This window comes from Arcobacter ellisii (assembly GCF_003544915.1).
Lineage (GTDB): Bacteria > Campylobacterota > Campylobacteria > Campylobacterales > Arcobacteraceae > Aliarcobacter > Aliarcobacter ellisii.
In genome coordinates, this window is the sequence record NZ_CP032097.1 from 1,003,652 (window position 1) to 1,020,556 (window position 16,905).

The 16,905-nt window shown below is 25.6% G+C and carries 19 protein-coding genes; 15 read left to right on the forward strand and 4 right to left on the reverse strand.

Annotation, left to right across the window (positions count from 1 at the left end):
• The first annotated feature begins 21 nt into the window (after positions 1–21).
• The 4 genes from AELL_RS05145 (at position 22) to AELL_RS05160 (ending at position 4,280) form a co-directional block, all read left to right on the forward strand.
• Positions 22–747: a peptidylprolyl isomerase gene (locus AELL_RS05145; protein ID WP_118916916.1), complete on the forward strand. Its 726-nt coding sequence runs from the start codon at positions 22–24 to the stop codon at positions 745–747.
• Between the two features lie 3 nt (positions 748–750).
• Complete coding sequence (locus AELL_RS05150) at positions 751–1,572, forward strand: alpha/beta fold hydrolase (protein ID WP_118916917.1); 822 nt, start codon at positions 751–753, stop codon at positions 1,570–1,572.
• Positions 1,573–1,699: 127 nt separating this feature from the next.
• Positions 1,700–2,563 (forward strand): cytochrome-c peroxidase, encoded by an 864-nt coding sequence (locus AELL_RS05155; protein WP_429698172.1) that lies wholly within the window; start codon positions 1,700–1,702, stop codon positions 2,561–2,563.
• Positions 2,556–4,280, forward strand: a complete 1,725-nt coding sequence (locus AELL_RS05160; RefSeq protein WP_118916918.1) for a diguanylate cyclase domain-containing protein — start codon at positions 2,556–2,558, stop codon at positions 4,278–4,280. The genes AELL_RS05155 and AELL_RS05160 overlap by 8 nt, the downstream gene beginning before the upstream one ends.
• 31 nt (positions 4,281–4,311) lie before the next feature.
• Here AELL_RS05160 and AELL_RS05165 read toward each other — a convergent pair whose 3' ends face one another.
• Genes AELL_RS05165 through AELL_RS05175 form a run of 3 tightly spaced genes read right to left on the reverse strand, consistent with a single transcriptional unit; the run spans position 4,312 to position 6,682 of the window.
• Positions 4,312–5,046: a hypothetical protein gene (locus AELL_RS05165; protein WP_118916919.1), complete on the reverse strand. Its 735-nt coding sequence runs from the start codon at positions 5,044–5,046 to the stop codon at positions 4,312–4,314.
• A gap of 14 nt (positions 5,047–5,060) precedes the next feature.
• A complete protein-coding gene (gene ftsY, locus AELL_RS05170; protein ID WP_118916920.1) occupies positions 5,061–6,116 on the reverse strand; it encodes a signal recognition particle-docking protein FtsY in 1,056 nt (351 codons plus the stop codon).
• An 8-nt stretch (positions 6,117–6,124) separates the two neighbouring features.
• A complete protein-coding gene (locus AELL_RS05175; RefSeq protein WP_118916921.1) occupies positions 6,125–6,682 on the reverse strand; it encodes a TlpA family protein disulfide reductase in 558 nt (185 codons plus the stop codon).
• Positions 6,683–6,743: 61 nt separating this feature from the next.
• Between AELL_RS05175 and AELL_RS05180 the strand changes: the two genes are divergently transcribed.
• The 5 genes from AELL_RS05180 to AELL_RS05200 are packed head-to-tail and all read left to right on the forward strand — an operon-like array spanning position 6,744 to position 10,911.
• On the forward strand, positions 6,744–7,283 hold the full coding sequence (locus tag AELL_RS05180; protein WP_118916922.1) for a 5-formyltetrahydrofolate cyclo-ligase: 540 nt from the start codon (positions 6,744–6,746) through the stop codon (positions 7,281–7,283).
• Between the two features lie 10 nt (positions 7,284–7,293).
• Positions 7,294–8,838: a ribonuclease Y gene (rny, locus tag AELL_RS05185; protein ID WP_118916923.1), complete on the forward strand. Its 1,545-nt coding sequence runs from the start codon at positions 7,294–7,296 to the stop codon at positions 8,836–8,838.
• Positions 8,839–8,858: 20 nt separating this feature from the next.
• Positions 8,859–9,452, forward strand: a complete 594-nt coding sequence (gene rsmD, locus AELL_RS05190; RefSeq protein ID WP_118916924.1) for a 16S rRNA (guanine(966)-N(2))-methyltransferase RsmD — start codon at positions 8,859–8,861, stop codon at positions 9,450–9,452.
• A gap of 4 nt (positions 9,453–9,456) precedes the next feature.
• Positions 9,457–10,257: an ABC transporter permease gene (locus tag AELL_RS05195; protein WP_118916925.1), complete on the forward strand. Its 801-nt coding sequence runs from the start codon at positions 9,457–9,459 to the stop codon at positions 10,255–10,257.
• A gap of 12 nt (positions 10,258–10,269) precedes the next feature.
• The gene (locus AELL_RS05200; RefSeq protein ID WP_118916926.1) at positions 10,270–10,911 is read left to right on the forward strand and encodes a hypothetical protein; all 642 of its coding nucleotides are present in this window, start codon (positions 10,270–10,272) and stop codon (positions 10,909–10,911) included.
• Here AELL_RS05200 and AELL_RS05205 read toward each other — a convergent pair.
• On the reverse strand, positions 10,908–11,729 hold the full coding sequence (locus AELL_RS05205; RefSeq protein ID WP_118916927.1) for an SDR family NAD(P)-dependent oxidoreductase: 822 nt from the start codon (positions 11,727–11,729) through the stop codon (positions 10,908–10,910). The two genes, AELL_RS05200 and AELL_RS05205, sit on opposite strands and share 4 nt — an antisense overlap.
• A 69-nt stretch (positions 11,730–11,798) precedes the next feature.
• Here AELL_RS05205 and AELL_RS05210 point away from each other — a divergent pair, with 69 nt between their 5' ends.
• The 6 genes from AELL_RS05210 (at position 11,799) to AELL_RS05235 (ending at position 16,836) form a co-directional block, all read left to right on the forward strand.
• Positions 11,799–12,578 (forward strand): TIGR02757 family protein, encoded by a 780-nt coding sequence (locus AELL_RS05210; RefSeq protein ID WP_118916928.1) that lies wholly within the window; start codon positions 11,799–11,801, stop codon positions 12,576–12,578.
• Between the two features lie 72 nt (positions 12,579–12,650).
• On the forward strand, positions 12,651–13,019 hold the full coding sequence (locus AELL_RS05215; protein WP_118916929.1) for a hypothetical protein: 369 nt from the start codon (positions 12,651–12,653) through the stop codon (positions 13,017–13,019).
• A 71-nt stretch (positions 13,020–13,090) separates the two neighbouring features.
• Entirely contained in the window at positions 13,091–14,089 is a 999-nt protein-coding gene (locus AELL_RS05220) for a c-type cytochrome (RefSeq protein WP_118916930.1), read from the forward strand.
• 26 nt (positions 14,090–14,115) lie between these two features.
• The gene (locus tag AELL_RS05225) at positions 14,116–15,051 is read left to right on the forward strand and encodes a cache domain-containing protein (RefSeq protein WP_118916931.1); all 936 of its coding nucleotides are present in this window, start codon (positions 14,116–14,118) and stop codon (positions 15,049–15,051) included.
• Positions 15,048–15,707 (forward strand): response regulator transcription factor, encoded by a 660-nt coding sequence (locus AELL_RS05230; RefSeq protein ID WP_118916932.1) that lies wholly within the window; start codon positions 15,048–15,050, stop codon positions 15,705–15,707. Before AELL_RS05225 ends, AELL_RS05230 begins: the two co-directional genes overlap by 4 nt.
• Positions 15,697–16,836: a sensor histidine kinase gene (locus AELL_RS05235; protein ID WP_118916933.1), complete on the forward strand. Its 1,140-nt coding sequence runs from the start codon at positions 15,697–15,699 to the stop codon at positions 16,834–16,836. Before AELL_RS05230 ends, AELL_RS05235 begins: the two co-directional genes overlap by 11 nt.
• The last annotated feature ends 69 nt before the right edge of the window (positions 16,837–16,905 follow it).

Genomic DNA, 16,905 nt, shown 5'->3' on the forward strand with positions numbered 1-16,905 from the left:
ATATTTAATTGAGGATAAAAAATGGTTAGAAAAATATCTTTTTGTATATTGGCAACTTTTTTAAGTATGAATTTATATGCAGATGAAATAGCTTCATATACTGCTATAAAATATCATGTAAATTATGAAAAACAAAATCCCAAATCACAAGAATCTTTACAAAAAGAGTATCAAAAAATAAAAAGATTATCAAAAACTTTAGAAGCAACTGTAATGAAAAATGATACAGATGTTGAAGTTGCTAAAAATTTAGCCATAATAGAAATTTGGTCAAATAAATTTATGCAAAGTTATAAACCAAGTGAAGCTGAATTAAATGAGTTATATAAAACAGAAAAACCAAGAACAGTTGGTAAATATGAATTAAGAAATATTCTAGTTTCTTATGAAAAAAATGCAGATAGAATTATTGAAATGTTAAATGAAATAAAAAATAAACAAGATAAAAAAGAGTCATTTATCAAATATGTTCGTTCAGTTTCAAACGATGTAGCTTCAAAACAAAATAATGGTTTAACTCCTTTAGTTGATGAAAATAAATTAAATCCTCAAATAAAAGAGGCTTTAAAAGGTAAAAAAGAGGGAGAAATTGTAAAAGTAAATCTAAAAGATGTTGGAACTCAAATTTTATATATAGAAAAATATATTCCAGAAAAAATTGCAACATTTGAAGAGGCAAAAGATGCTTTAATAAATCTTGCTAAAAGAAAAGCTTTAACAAAAGAGATAGAGTTATTATCAAAATAAAAAATGAAATATTTAAACATACTATTTATAATTTTTATTTTAAGTGGATGTTTAAATAATATTCCAACACCTTTAGAGAGAAAAAGTAGTGTTTTACAAACAGCTTCAGGGAATAATTTTCAAGAAGTTGATATAGAAACTTCTACTTTTACTCTTTTTTCTTTACAAAAACAAAACAATAATTGTAAAAATAAAAATCTAAGAGTTTATGTAGAAGGTGATGGTTTATCTTGGATTACAAGAAGAACTATTTCAAAAGACCCAACACCTGTAAATTCTACTATTTTAAAACTTATGTATGAAGATACAACTGAATGTAAAGTTTATCTTGCACGTCCTTGCCAATTTATAAATTCAGATATTTGTGATAAAAAATATTGGACAAGTCATAGATTTAGTCCTGAAGTTATCAAAAGTTTTGATGAGAGTTTAAATAACTTAAAAAAAGAGTATAAAAATAAAAGTTTTACTTTGATAGGTCATTCAGGTGGTGGAGCTGTTGTTGCACTTCTTGCTTCAAATAGAAAAGATATAGATATGTTTGTAACAATTGCTGGAAATATGGATATTGAGAAATGGACTTCTATGTATAATCTTTCTAAATTAGAAGGCTCTTTAAATCCTGCTGATTTTACAAACAAGCTTGAAAATACAAAACAATATCATTTAATAGGTAATAATGATAAAATTGTTCCAAAAGAGGTCTTTTTATCATATCTTTCAAAATTCAAGAATAAAGATAAAGTTCATTTTTTATATTTTGAAGAGAATCATAATTGTTGTTGGGAAAATCCCTTTAAAAAGTTATTATTTGAAACAAAATAGTTTTTATTTGCAGAATTATTATAAACTTTTATAATAATTAAATGTTATTATATTATAATTATTAATTCTTTTTTAGGTAATAACTTTGTTAAAAATAATCTATTTTATTCTAATTTCATCATTTATTATGGCTAAAGAGCCTATAACTCCTATTCCTTTGGAAGTTAAGGTTGATACAAAAAAAGCCAATTTAGGAAAAGAATTATTTTTTGATACTATCTTATCAAAAGATGATACTATCTCTTGTCATAGCTGTCATTTACTAAATCAAGGTGGAGATGATAATTCACAATTCTCTTTAGGAATAGATAATAAAAGAGGAAATATAAATGCTCCTACTGTTTTAAATTCAACTTTTAATTTTGTTTTATTTTGGAATGGAAGAGCAAAAAATCTTCAAGAACAAGCACTCGGACCAATTACAAATCCAATTGAAATGGGACATAGTTTTGAAGAACTTATTACAAAATTAGAAAAAACAAAATACAAAGATAAATTTAATTCAATCTATAAAGATGGAATTACATCCTTTAATATAACAGATGCAATAGCTGAATATGAAAAAACTCTTATTACTCCAAATGCTCCTTTTGACAGATATTTAAGAGGTGAAAAGAATGTTATCTCAAAAGAGACAAAAGAGGGGTATGAACTCTTTAAAAATCAAGGTTGTATAGCTTGTCATCATGGAATAAATGTTGGAGGTAATTTATATGCTAAGTTTGGAGTTATCTCACAACTTCAAAGTGATTCAAAAGGAAGATTTGAAGTAACTAAAAACGAATTAGATAAATACTATTTTAAAGTTCCAACTTTAAGAAATATAGAATTAACTGCTCCTTATTTACATGATGGAAGAATTGATAATTTAGAAGAAGTTGTAAAATTTATGGCACATTATCAGTTGGGAAAATCTTTAAGTCAAGATGATGTAAATAAAATAGTCTTATTCTTAAAATCTTTAACAGGTGAAATAAAAAACTATGAATAAATTTATAAAAAGAGTTTCTAAATATATTGATTTAGGTTTGATTTTTCTATTTTTGTTTATAGTTGTACTTTTTTTATTTATATATAATTTAACTCAAATAAATTCAAAAATAAAAAAATTTAACTACTATTTGATTACTATAAATAGTGTCAAAATATTAGATAGTGAGTTTAATGCTCTAATCCAAAATAATGCAACTTTTATTAATTATGATGATATTGTAAATAAAATCAATCAAAAATATGAGTTACTAAAAAAAATAGATAATAAAGATTTTTATGATGAGTTTGGAATAAAATTAAAACCAGTAGTTGAAGAATTAAATACAAAATGGTTAAATAAACATGATTATATAGAGCGTTTTAAATCAAATAATTCTGCAATTATTGGTTCTTTTAATTATATTACTGAACTAATAAGAAATATTAAAACAACTCAAAATATTAATGAGGAAAAAGATATTCTTTTTCTTGATAATTCACTTTCAACATTGTTCAAACTTTTCATAAATTTAGAAGTTGATAAAGAAGTTATAGAAAAGAGTTTAGATGAATTATTCTCTTTATCTTTAAAATATGACAATTCAGAGTTTAAATTTCTTTTCAAAAAATATAATTCAACGATAAATGATTTACTAAAAATAAATAGTATAAGAGAGGCTTATATTGAAATAAATATAAAAAATTTATTAGACCAAATTGAGTATAAATTACATGAAGAGTTTGAAGAAAGTATAAATAATCAGCAAAATATCGCTCTTTTATTATTTGTAATCTCTATCATATTTTTGATTATCTCAATTTTTGCTTATATTAAATCTATAAAAATAAAAAAAGAGTTAATCGCCTTTAAATATGCAGTTGAAAATAGTGATAACTCTATTGTTATGACAGATAAAGAGAGAAAAATTACTTATGTAAATGAGTCATTTGAAAAAGTTACAGGTTATAAAAGAGAGGATGCTTTAGGAAAAAATCCACATATTTTAAAATCAGGAAAATTACCAAGTGAATTTTATAAACAGATGAATGAAATCCTTGATAGAGGAGAAAAGTGGTCAGGTGAGTTTATAAATGTAAATAAATTTGGAGATATTTATTATGAAACTGCTTCAATAACACCAATTATAAATGATGATAAGTTAACAGGCTATTTGGCTATTAAATTAAATGTTACAGATTATGTAAGACAACAAGAAAAAGTAGAATTTATAGCTTATCATGATAATTTAACACAACTTCCAAACAGAAGAAGTTTAGAAAAAAAAGTAAATGAACTTATTTCTATTGGAGCAAAAAAAGAGAATAATTTTGCACTTTTATTTATTGATTTAGATGGTTTCAAATTGGTAAATGATAATTTAGGACACGATTTTGGTGATTTATTATTAAAAGAAGTAGCAAAAATATTTAAAGCAACTCTGCGAGAAAGAGATTGTGTTTTTAGAATTGGTGGTGATGAATTTGCTGTTATTATCAAGTTTTCAAATGATGAAAAAATTATCGAACTAATTGCAAATAAAATTATAGAAAATATAAATAAAACAATTACAATAAAAAATCACTCTTTAAATGTTGGTTGTAGTATAGGTATATCAAAATTTCCACAAGACGCAACAGATTTACAAAGCTTATTAAAATATTCAGATACAGCAATGTATAAAGCAAAACAAAATGGTAAAAATAGATTTGAGTTTTATAGTAGTGATTTAAGTTAGTAAACCTAAAAAATTAGGTTTACTTAATTTTTTAGAACTCTATTTTCATTCTAAAATATCTAGGAAAGTTGTTTTTCATAGATGTTTCTATTTGAACAGGAAAAGCTTTATAAATTGAAGGTTTAACTAATTCAAAATACTCTTTATTTCCATCCATAAAAGTTAATTGTTCATATCTTCCATCTTTTAAAATTGTTAATCTTATATTTACATATTCACCAGTTTTTAGATTAGTTTTATCAATATTTGAGTTTATTTTTTCTCTGATTGTTTGATAAAATGTTTCAATTTTTGCTTTTTCATCATCTATTTGTTCAGGTTGTTTTTCTATTGTTTGTGAAACTACAGGTTTTTCTTGAACTTCTGGTGTTAACTCTTTTTTTTCTACTTCTTTTAAAACCGCTTTTTCTTCGGGTTTTTCTTCAACTATTTTTGCAATTTCCGTTTCAGGTTTATTTACAACTCTTTCTTCTACAAGTTCTGAATTTGCAGACTCTTGATTTGAAGTCTGTTCAACTATTACAGTAGCTTCTTTTTGAGTATTAGTAATAGTCTCTTCAACTTTTTTTTCTATCTCTTCTTTTATTTCATCTACTTGTTTTGAAAAGTTTATATTTTCAACACTTTTTTCTATAACTTTTTTATTTTCAGAAAATGTATTCTCTTCCTCTTCACTAAAGATGAAACTATAAGCTGCATAAATAATAACTCCTAGTACACATAGTACTAATAAATCTTCAAAGAAAGTTTTTGTTTTTGTTCTCAATATATTTTCCTTATCTATTTTTCTTCAGGTGTATAAATTTCATCAAGTAAGCTATCAACAAATTCATCAGGTGAAAATTCAACTAAATCATCTTGTTTTTCACCAATTCCCACATAAAATATTGGAAGTTCTAATTGGTTTGAAATAGAAAATAAAGCTCCACCTTTTGCTGTTCCATCAAGTTTTGTTACAATAATTCCATCAATTCCAATCATTTCATGGAAAGCTTTTGCTTGAGCAATTGCTGCATTACCTTGAGTTCCATCTAATATCATAAGTTTTTGATGTGGAGCATCAGGCATCGCTTTAGAACAAACTTTTACAATTTTCTTTAATTCATTATTTAAGTTTGTTTGTGTTTGTAAACGTCCTGCTGTATCAATAATAACATTATCAATATTTCTAGCAATTGCAGCACTTATTGTATCAAATGCAACTGCACTTGAATCATGACCTTGTTTTGTTTTAATTATTGGAACATCAAGTTTATTTGCCCAAGTTGAAAGTTGTTCAATTGCAGCTGCTCTAAAAGTATCACCAGCTCCTAAAATTACTGATTTTCCCTCTTTTTTTGATTTATTAGCAAGTTTTGCAATAGTTGTTGTTTTTCCTGCTCCATTTACTCCAATGATAAGTCTTACATAAGGTTTTGGTAAGTTTGATAAATCAACTTTTGGTGCATGTTCAAAAAGCATTACAAGCCTATGACGTAACTGTTTTCTTGTAATCTCTTCAGGAAGACCATTCATAGCTTTTTCTATGATTTCATATTCAACGTCAGCTTCGATTAAAAGTTCTTCAATATCTTCAAAAGAGATTTTTTCTTGTTTTTGTGGAACTACAGTTTTTATAGTTGCAAATGTTTTTTCTAAGGCTCTTGAAAAGAAACCTTTTTTTTCTTCCTCTTTTATTACTTTTTGTTCTTCTAATAAAGAAATCTCTTTATCTTTTATTTCTACTGGATTTGCGTAGGCTTCATCATCTAAAACAGATTTTTCTAAAGAGTTTTCTTCTTGAACTTCTGTTTGTTGGATATCATCCTCTTTTTTCTTTTTAAAAAAACTAAACATTTTTACCCTTATTTTTCTAATACTTTTTTAATATCAATTTCCATCATTTCACTTGGAACTAAACCTACATATTTTTGGAAGATTTTTGAGTTTTTATCAATTAAAAACATTGTTGGAATAGATTTTATTCCTCCTAAACTTTTTGCTAAATCAAAATTCTCAGGAGAGTTTGTAACAGTATAATTAATATTGAAACTTTTTATAAAATCTACAATCTCTTCATTTGTTTTCATCTCTTCAAGTAAAACTGAAATTACCACAAAATCGTTTTTGTAATCATCTTGAAGTTTTATTAGATTTGGAATTTCAGCTTTACAAGGTGGACACCAAGTTGCAAAAAAATTCAATAAAACTATTTTGTTTGGATAATCTTTTAAAATGATTTTATCATTTTCTAATTTTATATCAACAACCGTATTATTGGTAGTTTTTAATTGAAATTCTGTTTTTCTATCACTTTTTTCAATTTTTGTTTCATTATTATTCTCATTTTTATCTTTAGAATCGCACCCCGTGAAAAATAAAATAGATAAAATAGATAAAAATGCTAAAGTTTTAAACTGCATTTTAAGTCCTTTGGGTAAAATTATTTGTTGGGTAGAAATTTTACCCAAGTGAGGCTTAAATATGAAAAATAATCACAAAGGTGATTTTAGAAAATCGTGTATAAAGAAATTAGAATTTATTAGCCTTTTTTCGAAGTATTATAAAAACAAAATTATTGTAAAAAAATTAGAAAAATTTATAAAAGAAAGTGAATCAAAAAATATTTTATTGTATATACCTTTGGGTATAGAAGTAGATGTTAGACCTTTGATAAAGACTTTAAGAAAGAAAAAAAACATAAATGTTTATGTTCCATTTATGGAAGCTGATAGTTTTAAAATAGTTAAATATAGATTGCCTTTAAATAGGAAAAAATTTAATATTTTAGAGCCAAACAACTCTTTTTTAAAGCCAAATAAAATAGATGTAGCAGTTGTTCCTGTTGTGGGAATAGATTCTTTAAATAAAAGAATAGGTTACGGAAAAGGTATGTATGATAGATTTTTTGATAGATTATCTTACAAACCTACAATAATTTTTACTCAATTAATACTTTGCAAAAGCAAAGAAGTTCTATCTGATAATTACGATATTCAAGCTGATTATATAATTACAAATTAAGGTTTTGAATATGGAATTTATGATATTTACAGCAGTTGTCGCAGTTCTAAGCTCGACAATTAGTATATTTGTTGTTAAAAAATTGGATAAGGCAAAATTCCAAATTTTTATCGAACAAGCAAAGGCAAAAGCAAAAGTTATTGAACATGAGGCGGAAGTTGCTTTAAAAGATGCCCAATTAAAAGCAAAAATGGAGTGTGATAGAGAGTTTAAAAATGCCAGAAGAGATTATGAAATCATGCTTTCAAAAATCGAAAAGAAAGAGAGAGAGTTAAACGAACATTTAGAATCTGAACTTAAAATTATAAAACTTGAAAAAGAAGATATAGTCGAAAAAAATAGACAAATCACTACTTTAAAAGAGGGATTAGAACAACAAAAGAAAACTTATGAAGAGAAGACTTTAGAAGCAATTAAAATTTTAGAAAATGCATCTGGTCTAACACAAATTGAAGCAAAAGAGTTAATGCTTAAAAAAGTAAAAGAGGACTCAAGAGCTGAAATTTCATCTATTTTTAGAAAAAAATATAAACTTGCTGAACAAAATTCAAAAAATGAAATCAATAATATGCTTTCTCAAGCAGTTACAAGATATGCAGGAGAGTTCGCAGCTGAAAGACTAATCAATAATATTCCTTTAAGTGATGAAGAGACAAAAGGTAAAATTATTGGTAAAGAAGGAAGAAATATAAAAGCCCTTGAAATGCTTTTAGGAGTTGATATTATTATTGATGATACTCCAAATACAATTACTATTTCATCATTTAATTTATACAGACGTGCAGTTGCAACAAAAACAATTCAAGAACTTCTTGAAGATGGAAGAATTCAACCAGCAAGAATTGAAGAAATTTACAAAAAAGTAAAATCTGAATTTGATAAAAATATTCAAAAAGAGGGTGAAGATGTAATTATGGAGCTTGGAATAAAATCTATGCATCCAGAACTTATTAAGCTTGTTGGAAGATTAAGATATAGAGCAAGTTATGGTCAAAATGCATTAGCTCATACACTTGAAGTTGCTCACTTATCTGGATTATTAGCTGCACAAATGGGTGGAGATGCAATTTTAGCTAGACGAGCTGGACTATTACATGATATTGGAAAAGCTTTAACTCACGAAGCACCAGGAAGTCATGTACATTTAGGTGCTGAAATCTGTAAAAGATATGATGAGTGTGATACGGTTATAAATGCAATTTATGCTCATCATGGACATGAAGAGCCTATAAATGTTGAATCAGCTTCTGTTTGTGCTGCTGATGCTTTAAGTGCTGCAAGACCAGGAGCTAGAAGAGAAGTTCTTGAGAGTTTCCTAAAAAGAGTAGAAGAGGTTGAAAATATTTCAACAAGTAAACTTGGTGTTTTAAATGCTTATGCAATAAACGCTGGACGTGAAGTAAGAGTTATCGTTAAAGCTGAACTTGTAAATGATGATGAAGCAGTTTTATTAGCTACAGAGATTGCAAAAGAGATAGAAGAAAAGGTACAATATCCTGGTGAAATCAAAGTAAATGTTATCAGAGAATTAAGAGCAGAAAGTTACGCAAGATAATCTAAAAAAGGGAAACATAGATGAAAACAGATAGACCAACTACAAAAATAATTGCAGGTGTTCACAAAGGGAAAGTATTAGAACTTCCATCTTTAGATGTAACAAGAAGTTCAAAATCTGTTTTAAAAGAGTCTTTATTTAATGTTTTACAGTTTGATATCATTGATAAGGTTTTTATTGAATCATTTGCTGGAAGTGGCTCAATAGGTCTTGAAGCTATTAGTAGGGGAGCTAAAAGAGCTTATTTTATTGAACTTGATAAAAATTCATATCAAATTTTATTAAAAAATTGTAAATTAGTTGATATTGAAAAATGTCAAACAATTCAAGGGAATACTTTTGTTCAAACTCCTTTGATGTTGGAGTTTTTAAAAAATTCAAAAGATGAAGTTATTTTATATGTTGATCCTCCTTTTGATTATAGAGAAGGAATGGAAGAGATATATGAAAAATCTTTTTATATGATTGAAAATATTGATTCAACAAATATTTTTATGATTATAATAGAACACGTTTCAAGTTTAAAAGTACCAGAAGTTTTAGGAAAATTCTCTTTAGATAAAACTAGAAAATTTGGTAAAAGTTCACTATCTTATTACACTTATACAAAGTAATTAAATGTTCAAAATAGCTTTATATCTATTAATCTTAGTTATTTTAGCTATTTTTTTATTGCCGTTTTTTTATACGGTATCACCTTATGAGTTAAATCCATTAAAAATTTTACAAGCTCCATCTTTTGAACATCTTTTTGGAACAGATAGATTAGGGCGAGATGTTTTAGCAAGAGTTCTTGAAGGTGGACAAACTTCACTTATTATTGGATTTTTAGCTGCTTCTATCTCTTCAATTATTGGCTTATTTATTGGAATAACAGCAGGCTATTTTAAAGGAAATATTGATAGAACAATTACAATAATGATTGATTTATTTTTAACTTTTCCTACATTCTTCTTACTTTTAGCTTTAGTTTCTTATATTCAAGCTTCGTCTGTTATTTTGATTATTGTTATTTCAATAACTGGTTGGATGGGAATGTCAAGAATGATAAGAAGTGAGAGTTTTGCTATAAGTAATAGACCATTTATAAAAATCTTGAAATTATCAAATGTTTCAACATTTAAAATCATTTTTAAATATTTTGCTCCTTTACTTGCACCAATATTCCTAATTTCATTCACATTTGGAGTTGGTGGTTCAATTTTAGCAGAATCTGGACTTTCATTTTTAGGACTTGGAATCAATCCTCCTTTGATGTCTTGGGGAAGTTTATTAAGTGATGGGAAAGCTGTTATTGATATAGCATGGTGGGTTAGTTTTTTCCCTGGTCTTATGATATTTATAATTACATTTTGTTTGATACAAATTAGTGATTATCTACAAAATTTAGCGAACAAAAAAGAGATTATTCAAAACTAAAAGGAGTCTCTTATGAAATATATTTACCAAATCTTATTGATTTGTATAGTGACTTTTTTTACAGCATGTAGTTCTAAACAAGAATTAAATCTAAATGAAATAAATTCTATCTCTTTAAACAATCAAATTATAGTTGCAGGTGTTCCACAAACTTATAGAAGCCCAGTTTCTGTTGGATTGGGAATCGGTGGATTTACTGGTCATGTAGGAATTGGAATAAATACTTTTTTTACTCCTGAATTTTCAAACAATGAAGATTTAAGACTTCAAGATTCATATTATAAAAACAATATTTTATTATCGAATATGATTGAAAATGAATTTAAATTTCAAATGAAAAATGATGAAGTATTTAAAAACAAATTTACTCCTTTTGGAAGTGATTACACAATCTATTTATATGTTCCAAAATATAGTTTAGAAAATGCAACTTTTTCTTCAAAAGTTCAGATAAAAATGACTATTGAATTAAAAGTTATTGATAAATTTGGAAAGATTATTTATGAAGATAAAAAAGACAATATTTTGTTTTCTGATAATTATATTTATAATGAGAGTGAAATTTTTTATTCTAAAGATGCTTTGATAAAAGCATCAAATCTTGCAATTAGACAAGTTGTTGCAAGATTGATTTTGGATATGAAAAAGAATTAGATTTTATTTAATAGTTTATCTAGTAAAGAAGTAGTTAAAATTCTTTTGAAAAATCCAAGAAGATGCGTTGCTGTTGTAACATAATATCTTGGTTTTGGTTTTTTTGTATTCATTATTTTTAAAACAGTGTTTGCCACACTTGAAGCAGGAAGATTAAAAGGTGCTTTATCTTCTGTTGTTTCAAGTCTTGCTTTTAACTCTTTTTTATAAGTTTCTTCCCAAAAACTTCCTTCAACTGTGATATTTTTATTGAATTTTTTTAGGGCATTTTCTCTAAACTTTGAAGTTACAGGTCCAGTATTTATAGTACTTATATATATTTGACTACCAAGAACTTCTTGTCTTAAAGTGTCATTTATTCCTTCTATTGCATATTTACTTGCATTGTATGCACCTCTAAATTTTAAAGAGATTATTCCTAAAACTGAACTGTGTTGAATAATCTTTCCATATCCTTGAACTCTAAATATTTTCATAGCTTGAATTGTTAATTCATGAAGACCAAAAAAGTTTGTATTAAACTGTTTTTTTAAAACCTTTACACTCAAATCTTCAACAGCTCCTGGTTGTCCAAAACCAGCATTATTAAAAACTGCATCAAGTTTTAAATCATTTTTTAAAATAGTTTCTAGGGCATATTTTATTTCATCTTTATTTCTTACATCTATTTTAAAAGTTTCAAAACCTAAATCTTTTAACATTTCAACATCTTTATCTTTTCTTGCACTTGCATAAACTTTGATACCATTTTTTTTCAATATAAGTGCAGTTTCAAGTCCAATTCCAGAGGAACAACCAGTTATTAGTATATTTTGCATATTTTTAATCCATCTAAATTTTTGAAATGGTATTATAACTTTATAAATATAAAAGCACTTTGGATAAAAATGACAAAAAAAGATAAAGAGATAAAACAACTTTTAGATAATGAAGTAGAAAATAGAAATAAAAATGATGAAATAAACTATGATAAACCTGACCCACTTTTGATTGCAAGAAGATACGATGACGAGTTTATAATACTTTTATGTGCTTTGTTTGCTTATGGAAATGCAAAACTGATAGTAAAGTTTTTGGATAGTTTAGATTTTTCATTATTAGAGAAAAGTGATGAGATAATAGATAAAGAGTTAGATAAATTTTATTATAGATTTCAAAATGCACAAGATATAAAAATGATATTTAAAACTTTTAAACGAATGAAAAATGAAGATAGTTTAAATAATATCTTTGTAAATGCATATAAAAAAGAGAACTCTATTTTAGAAGGAATAGATGCTCTAATTCAAAAGATTCATAATATATCAAACTATAACTCTCAAGGTTTTACTTTTTTAATTTCAAGCCCTTTTAAAAGAGATAAAGCTGGACTTATAAAAGAAAATGGAAATGCTCCATATAAAAGATGGAATATGTATCTTAGATGGATGGTAAGAGATGATAATCTTGATTTAGGTCTTTGGAAAAATATAGATAAAAAAGACTTGATACTTCCACTTGATACTCATACTTTCAAAGTTTCTCAAAAATTAGGTTTATTGGATAGAAAAAATTATGATTTAAAATCAGCATTGATGATAACTAATAAATTAAAAGAGTTTGATAAGTTTGACCCAATAAAGTACGATTTTTCGCTTTATAGAATTGGTCAAGAGAAAATAATGTAAAAATTATAAAAAGAGTAATTTGAGAGTTATTTCATATGTATAATAATCGTTTATATAAATAAAAGGAATAACATGAAAAAAATATTTAATTTTTCCGTTATCTTAATTTTAGGATTAGGATTAACAGGATGTGCATATAGAAGTGAATCAGGGGAAAGTTTACCAGAGAGTATAAATTTAAAATCAGATATTTTGATTACAGAACAAAGTTATAATGATAAGAATTGTAAAACAATAGAACATGTTGATGTTAGTGTAAAAAAATTAACAGTTTTTCATAAAGATCCAACTAAAGAACAAGCAGATTTTTTATTATCTGAAAAAGCAAAAAAACTCAATGCAAATGTTGTTAGAAATGTAAAATATAGTTCAGGAATTGGTTTTACAACTTGGGGATATCTAGATGCACAAGGTGATGCATCAAAATGCGATTTAAAGTAATAATTTTGTTACTTTCAAGTTATATATAAATGTTATAATTTTTTATCTAAATAGTAGGGGGAAAATTATTTATGAAAAAGATTGTAACTATTGCAACATTAAGCCTATTGGCAGTAAGTTCATTATTTGCTGATGAAGTTGTTAAATTTGATAAAAGTCTTATCAAAGAGAGAAACAATATTGGATACAAATATGAGGGACCAAAAATAGAGTGGAAAGTTCCAGATGAGAATACTATTCCAAATAACCAATTTGGTGATTTAATCAAATATGGAAAAGAGTTGGTAACTCATACGTACAAATACATAGGACCTGAAGTTGAAGATAAAAATATGAGATATGCAGGAAATAATCTTTCATGTCAAAGTTGTCACTTAGATGCTGGAACAAAAGCATATTCAGCTGGATTTATTGGAGTATTTGCTAATTTTCCACAATATAGACCAAGAGAAAATACAATTGGAACTTTAGCAGATAGAATCAATGGTTGTATGGAAAGAAGTATGAACGGAAAGCCTCTTCCTCTTGATAGTAAAGAGATGAAAGCTTTTGAAGCTTATATGTACTGGTTAAGTCAGGGTGTTCCAGTGGGTGCTAAGGTAGAAGGTTCAAGTTTAGCTGAAGTTAATAGAAAAATGATACAAACAACTAAAGCCGATACAACTAAAGGGAAAGTTGTATATGATACACAATGTGCATCTTGTCATGGTTCAAATGGTGAAGGTGTTAAAAATGAAGGTAAGGCAAATGGATATATTTATCCACCACTTTGGGGAGATGATAGCTATAATAAAGGTGCTGGAATGTACAGAACTTTAAAAGCTATGGATTTTATTAAAGCAAATATGCCTTTAGGTGCAACACATGAAAATCCTATTTTAACAGATGAAGAAGCTTATAATGTTGCTGCTTTTATGAATATGAATGAGCATAAAAGACCAGAAAAAGTTAATAGAGAAAAAGATTTCCCAGATGCAGCTGTAAAAGCTCCTGATACATATATTGAAGGAAAAGACCCAATTGAAAAACAAGTTGGACCATTTGGACCATTTATTAAATCTAATAAATAAGAAAGAGTATCTAAAAGGATACTCTTATGAATAAAACATATAAAAACTTCATTTTACTTTTTATAATAGTTATAATCACTCTTCTATATTTTCTAAATAAATATAATAATATCATTCATCAAAATCAAATAGATATTTTAGTTTCAAACAAAGTTGAAATAGTACAAAATGAATTAACAAATCAAAAAAATCAAGCCTTGTCTTTGGCAATTTTATTTTCAAAAAATCAAAATATAATAAATAATTTAGAACAAAATAGAGCAAAAGAGCTTAAAGATGAGCTTTTAAAACTAATAAACAATATAAAAACATATACAAATCAAAACAGTATTCAAGTACAAATTCATACAAAAGATTTAAAAGTTTTTGTACGAAGTTGGGAAGATAAAGATAGTGGATTAAACTTAGAGAGTTTTAGAAAAGGTTTGGTAAAAGTAAAAGAGACAAAAGAGCCATATGTATCAAATGAGTTAGGAAAAAGATTTAATATAAAAGCTATTTCTCCAATTTTTAATAATAATGATGAATATATTGGAACTATTGAAGTTATAATGGATTATAGTGATTTAAAAAATAGATTAAAATATTTAGGAATAGAGATAATTCCACTTTTGGAAAAAAAATATTTAGATATAGCACAATCCTATAAAGAGAGTTTAACTTTAGGTGATTTTGTCGTAATTCAACAACAATATGATAAAAAATTATATGATTTTTTGTTTACACATAAAGAGTATTTGTCAAATGAAAAATTCTATTATGAAAATAAAAATAGAATCATCACTCAAATTCCTCTTGGAAATATTGATGAACAAAGTGTTGGTGTGATGGTTATTTGTTTTGATAAAAATGAACAAAATTTTAATTATCTACCAAAATATGAGTATTTGGGCGAAATAAATATAAAATCAAATTTGAAAAATATTGAAGAAAAAGAAAAAAGAGAGATTATAATAAAGTGATAAAGATTTTACTTTTAGAAGATGATTATTTGTACAAAATCTCTATAAAAGAGTTTTTAGAAGAACTTGATTTTGTTGTTGATGATTTTGAAAATGGCGATTTTGCACTTGATGCTATATTTGAAAACTCTTATGATTTGTTGCTTTTAGATATACGAGTTCCTGGAATGGATGGTTTTTCTTTAGTTGAATATGTAAGAAAAGAAAAACTTGATGTTCCAATTATTATTTTAACTTCTTTAACTGATATTTCAGATTTAAGTAGAGGTTATGAACTTGGTTGTAATGATTATATTAGAAAACCTTTTGATATGATTGAACTAAAATTTAGAATTGAACAACTTATTAAAACCTCTTTTAAAACAAATGAAGATAGTATAAATTTACCTTATTCTTTTAGATTTGATGTAAAAAAATTACTCCTTTATAAAAATGATACTCTTATTGATTTAACTCAAAAAGAGAGTGAATTGGTTGCTTTATTGGTATTAAATAGAGGTTTTTTTGTCTCTATTGAAACTTTACATGAAAGAATTTGGGAAAATAAAGAGATTTCATATTCAGATATTAGAATGTGTATAAAAAGAATTAGAGAAAAAACAGGCAAAGATTTTATAAAAACAAAGAGATTTGTAGGATATAAGATTGATAAATAATAAATATGAAATAAAATATATTTTAATACAAGTTATTTTAACTCTACTTATTGCTTTTATTCCAATATATTTTTATTTGGATGCTTCTTTTGAAAATCAATCTATAAAAGATAAAATGGATTTGAAAAATTATGCAAATTCTATTGTTTCAAAAATAGAGAATTTTGAAAAAGAGAATAGCGAAGTTTTTTATTATCCAAGGTCAAATATCTTTAGTTCAGCTATTTTTGATAAAAACAATAAAGAGATTTTTTCACTTTTAAAAAATAAAAATTTTTATTTTGATGAAGAGTTTAAAAAAAGTCAAAATGAGATTTGTTATAAAGAGTATTTATTAGAAAATATTTTAAAAGCTAGAACTCTAATTGTGTGTAAAGATATTGATAATTCACAAGTTATTTACAACGCTATAATTTTACTTCTAACAATTAGTTTTTTTATCTTTTTATCCTCTTTTTTTGTGATTAAACAAAGTATTGAACCATATAAAAAACTAAATCAATATTTAGATGAGTTTTTAAAAGATGCGATGCACGAACTAAAAACTCCAATTGGTGTAGCAAGAATAAATGTTGATATGTTACAACTAAGACTTAAAAATGATAAAAATATTCTAAGAATAAAATCAGCACTAAAAAATATGACAGTTATATATGAAGATTTAGAATATTATATGCAACAAAATGCTGTAAAAGATGAAAAAAGAGATATAGATTTTTCTGGATTTTTAGAAAAAAGAGTTGAGTTTTTTAATGATTTAGCAATTTCAAAAAATATTACATTTCACAAATTTATAGAACAAAATATCATTATAAATTTTAATGAAATCGAACTTTATAGAATCATAGATAATAATCTTTCAAATGCAATAAAATATTCAAAAGATAGCTCAAATATAACTATCTCTTTGCAAAAAGAGCAAAACTCTATAAAACTATGTTTTAAAGATGAAGGAGTTGGTATAAAAGATACTTCAAAAATTTTTGAAAGATATTTTAGAGGTGATAAAATAACAGGTGGTTTTGGAATAGGGCTTAGTATAGTAAAAAATATTTGTGAAAAAAATGGAATTAAAATAGAAGTAGATTCACAAATAAATAAAGGAAGTTCTTTTATGTATATATTTTAATAATTTTTTTAGCTTATCGTTATATATTTGTGTATATAATGATATCTTTAAAATAAATTTTAAGGAAAA

Bases quoted from the DNA above. Each gene is read 5' to 3' on its own strand.
- AELL_RS05145 (WP_118916916.1), top strand. From the start codon at position 22: ATGGTTAGAAAAATATCTTTTTGTATATTGGCAACTTTTTTAAGTATG.
- AELL_RS05150 (WP_118916917.1), top strand. From the start codon at position 751: ATGAAATATTTAAACATACTATTTATAATTTTTATTTTAAGTGGATGT.
- AELL_RS05155 (WP_429698172.1), top strand. From the start codon at position 1,700: ATGGCTAAAGAGCCTATAACTCCTATTCCTTTGGAAGTTAAGGTTGAT.
- AELL_RS05160 (WP_118916918.1), top strand. From the start codon at position 2,556: ATGAATAAATTTATAAAAAGAGTTTCTAAATATATTGATTTAGGTTTG.
- ftsY (WP_118916920.1), bottom strand. From the start codon at position 6,116: ATGTTTAGTTTTTTTAAAAAGAAAAAAGAGGATGATATCCAACAAACA.
- AELL_RS05175 (WP_118916921.1), bottom strand. From the start codon at position 6,682: ATGCAGTTTAAAACTTTAGCATTTTTATCTATTTTATCTATTTTATTT.
- AELL_RS05180 (WP_118916922.1), top strand. From the start codon at position 6,744: ATGAAAAATAATCACAAAGGTGATTTTAGAAAATCGTGTATAAAGAAA.
- rny (WP_118916923.1), top strand. From the start codon at position 7,294: ATGGAATTTATGATATTTACAGCAGTTGTCGCAGTTCTAAGCTCGACA.
- rsmD (WP_118916924.1), top strand. From the start codon at position 8,859: ATGAAAACAGATAGACCAACTACAAAAATAATTGCAGGTGTTCACAAA.
- AELL_RS05195 (WP_118916925.1), top strand. From the start codon at position 9,457: ATGTTCAAAATAGCTTTATATCTATTAATCTTAGTTATTTTAGCTATT.
- AELL_RS05200 (WP_118916926.1), top strand. From the start codon at position 10,270: ATGAAATATATTTACCAAATCTTATTGATTTGTATAGTGACTTTTTTT.
- AELL_RS05205 (WP_118916927.1), bottom strand. From the start codon at position 11,729: ATGCAAAATATACTAATAACTGGTTGTTCCTCTGGAATTGGACTTGAA.
- AELL_RS05210 (WP_118916928.1), top strand. From the start codon at position 11,799: ATGACAAAAAAAGATAAAGAGATAAAACAACTTTTAGATAATGAAGTA.
- AELL_RS05215 (WP_118916929.1), top strand. From the start codon at position 12,651: ATGAAAAAAATATTTAATTTTTCCGTTATCTTAATTTTAGGATTAGGA.
- AELL_RS05220 (WP_118916930.1), top strand. From the start codon at position 13,091: ATGAAAAAGATTGTAACTATTGCAACATTAAGCCTATTGGCAGTAAGT.
- AELL_RS05225 (WP_118916931.1), top strand. From the start codon at position 14,116: ATGAATAAAACATATAAAAACTTCATTTTACTTTTTATAATAGTTATA.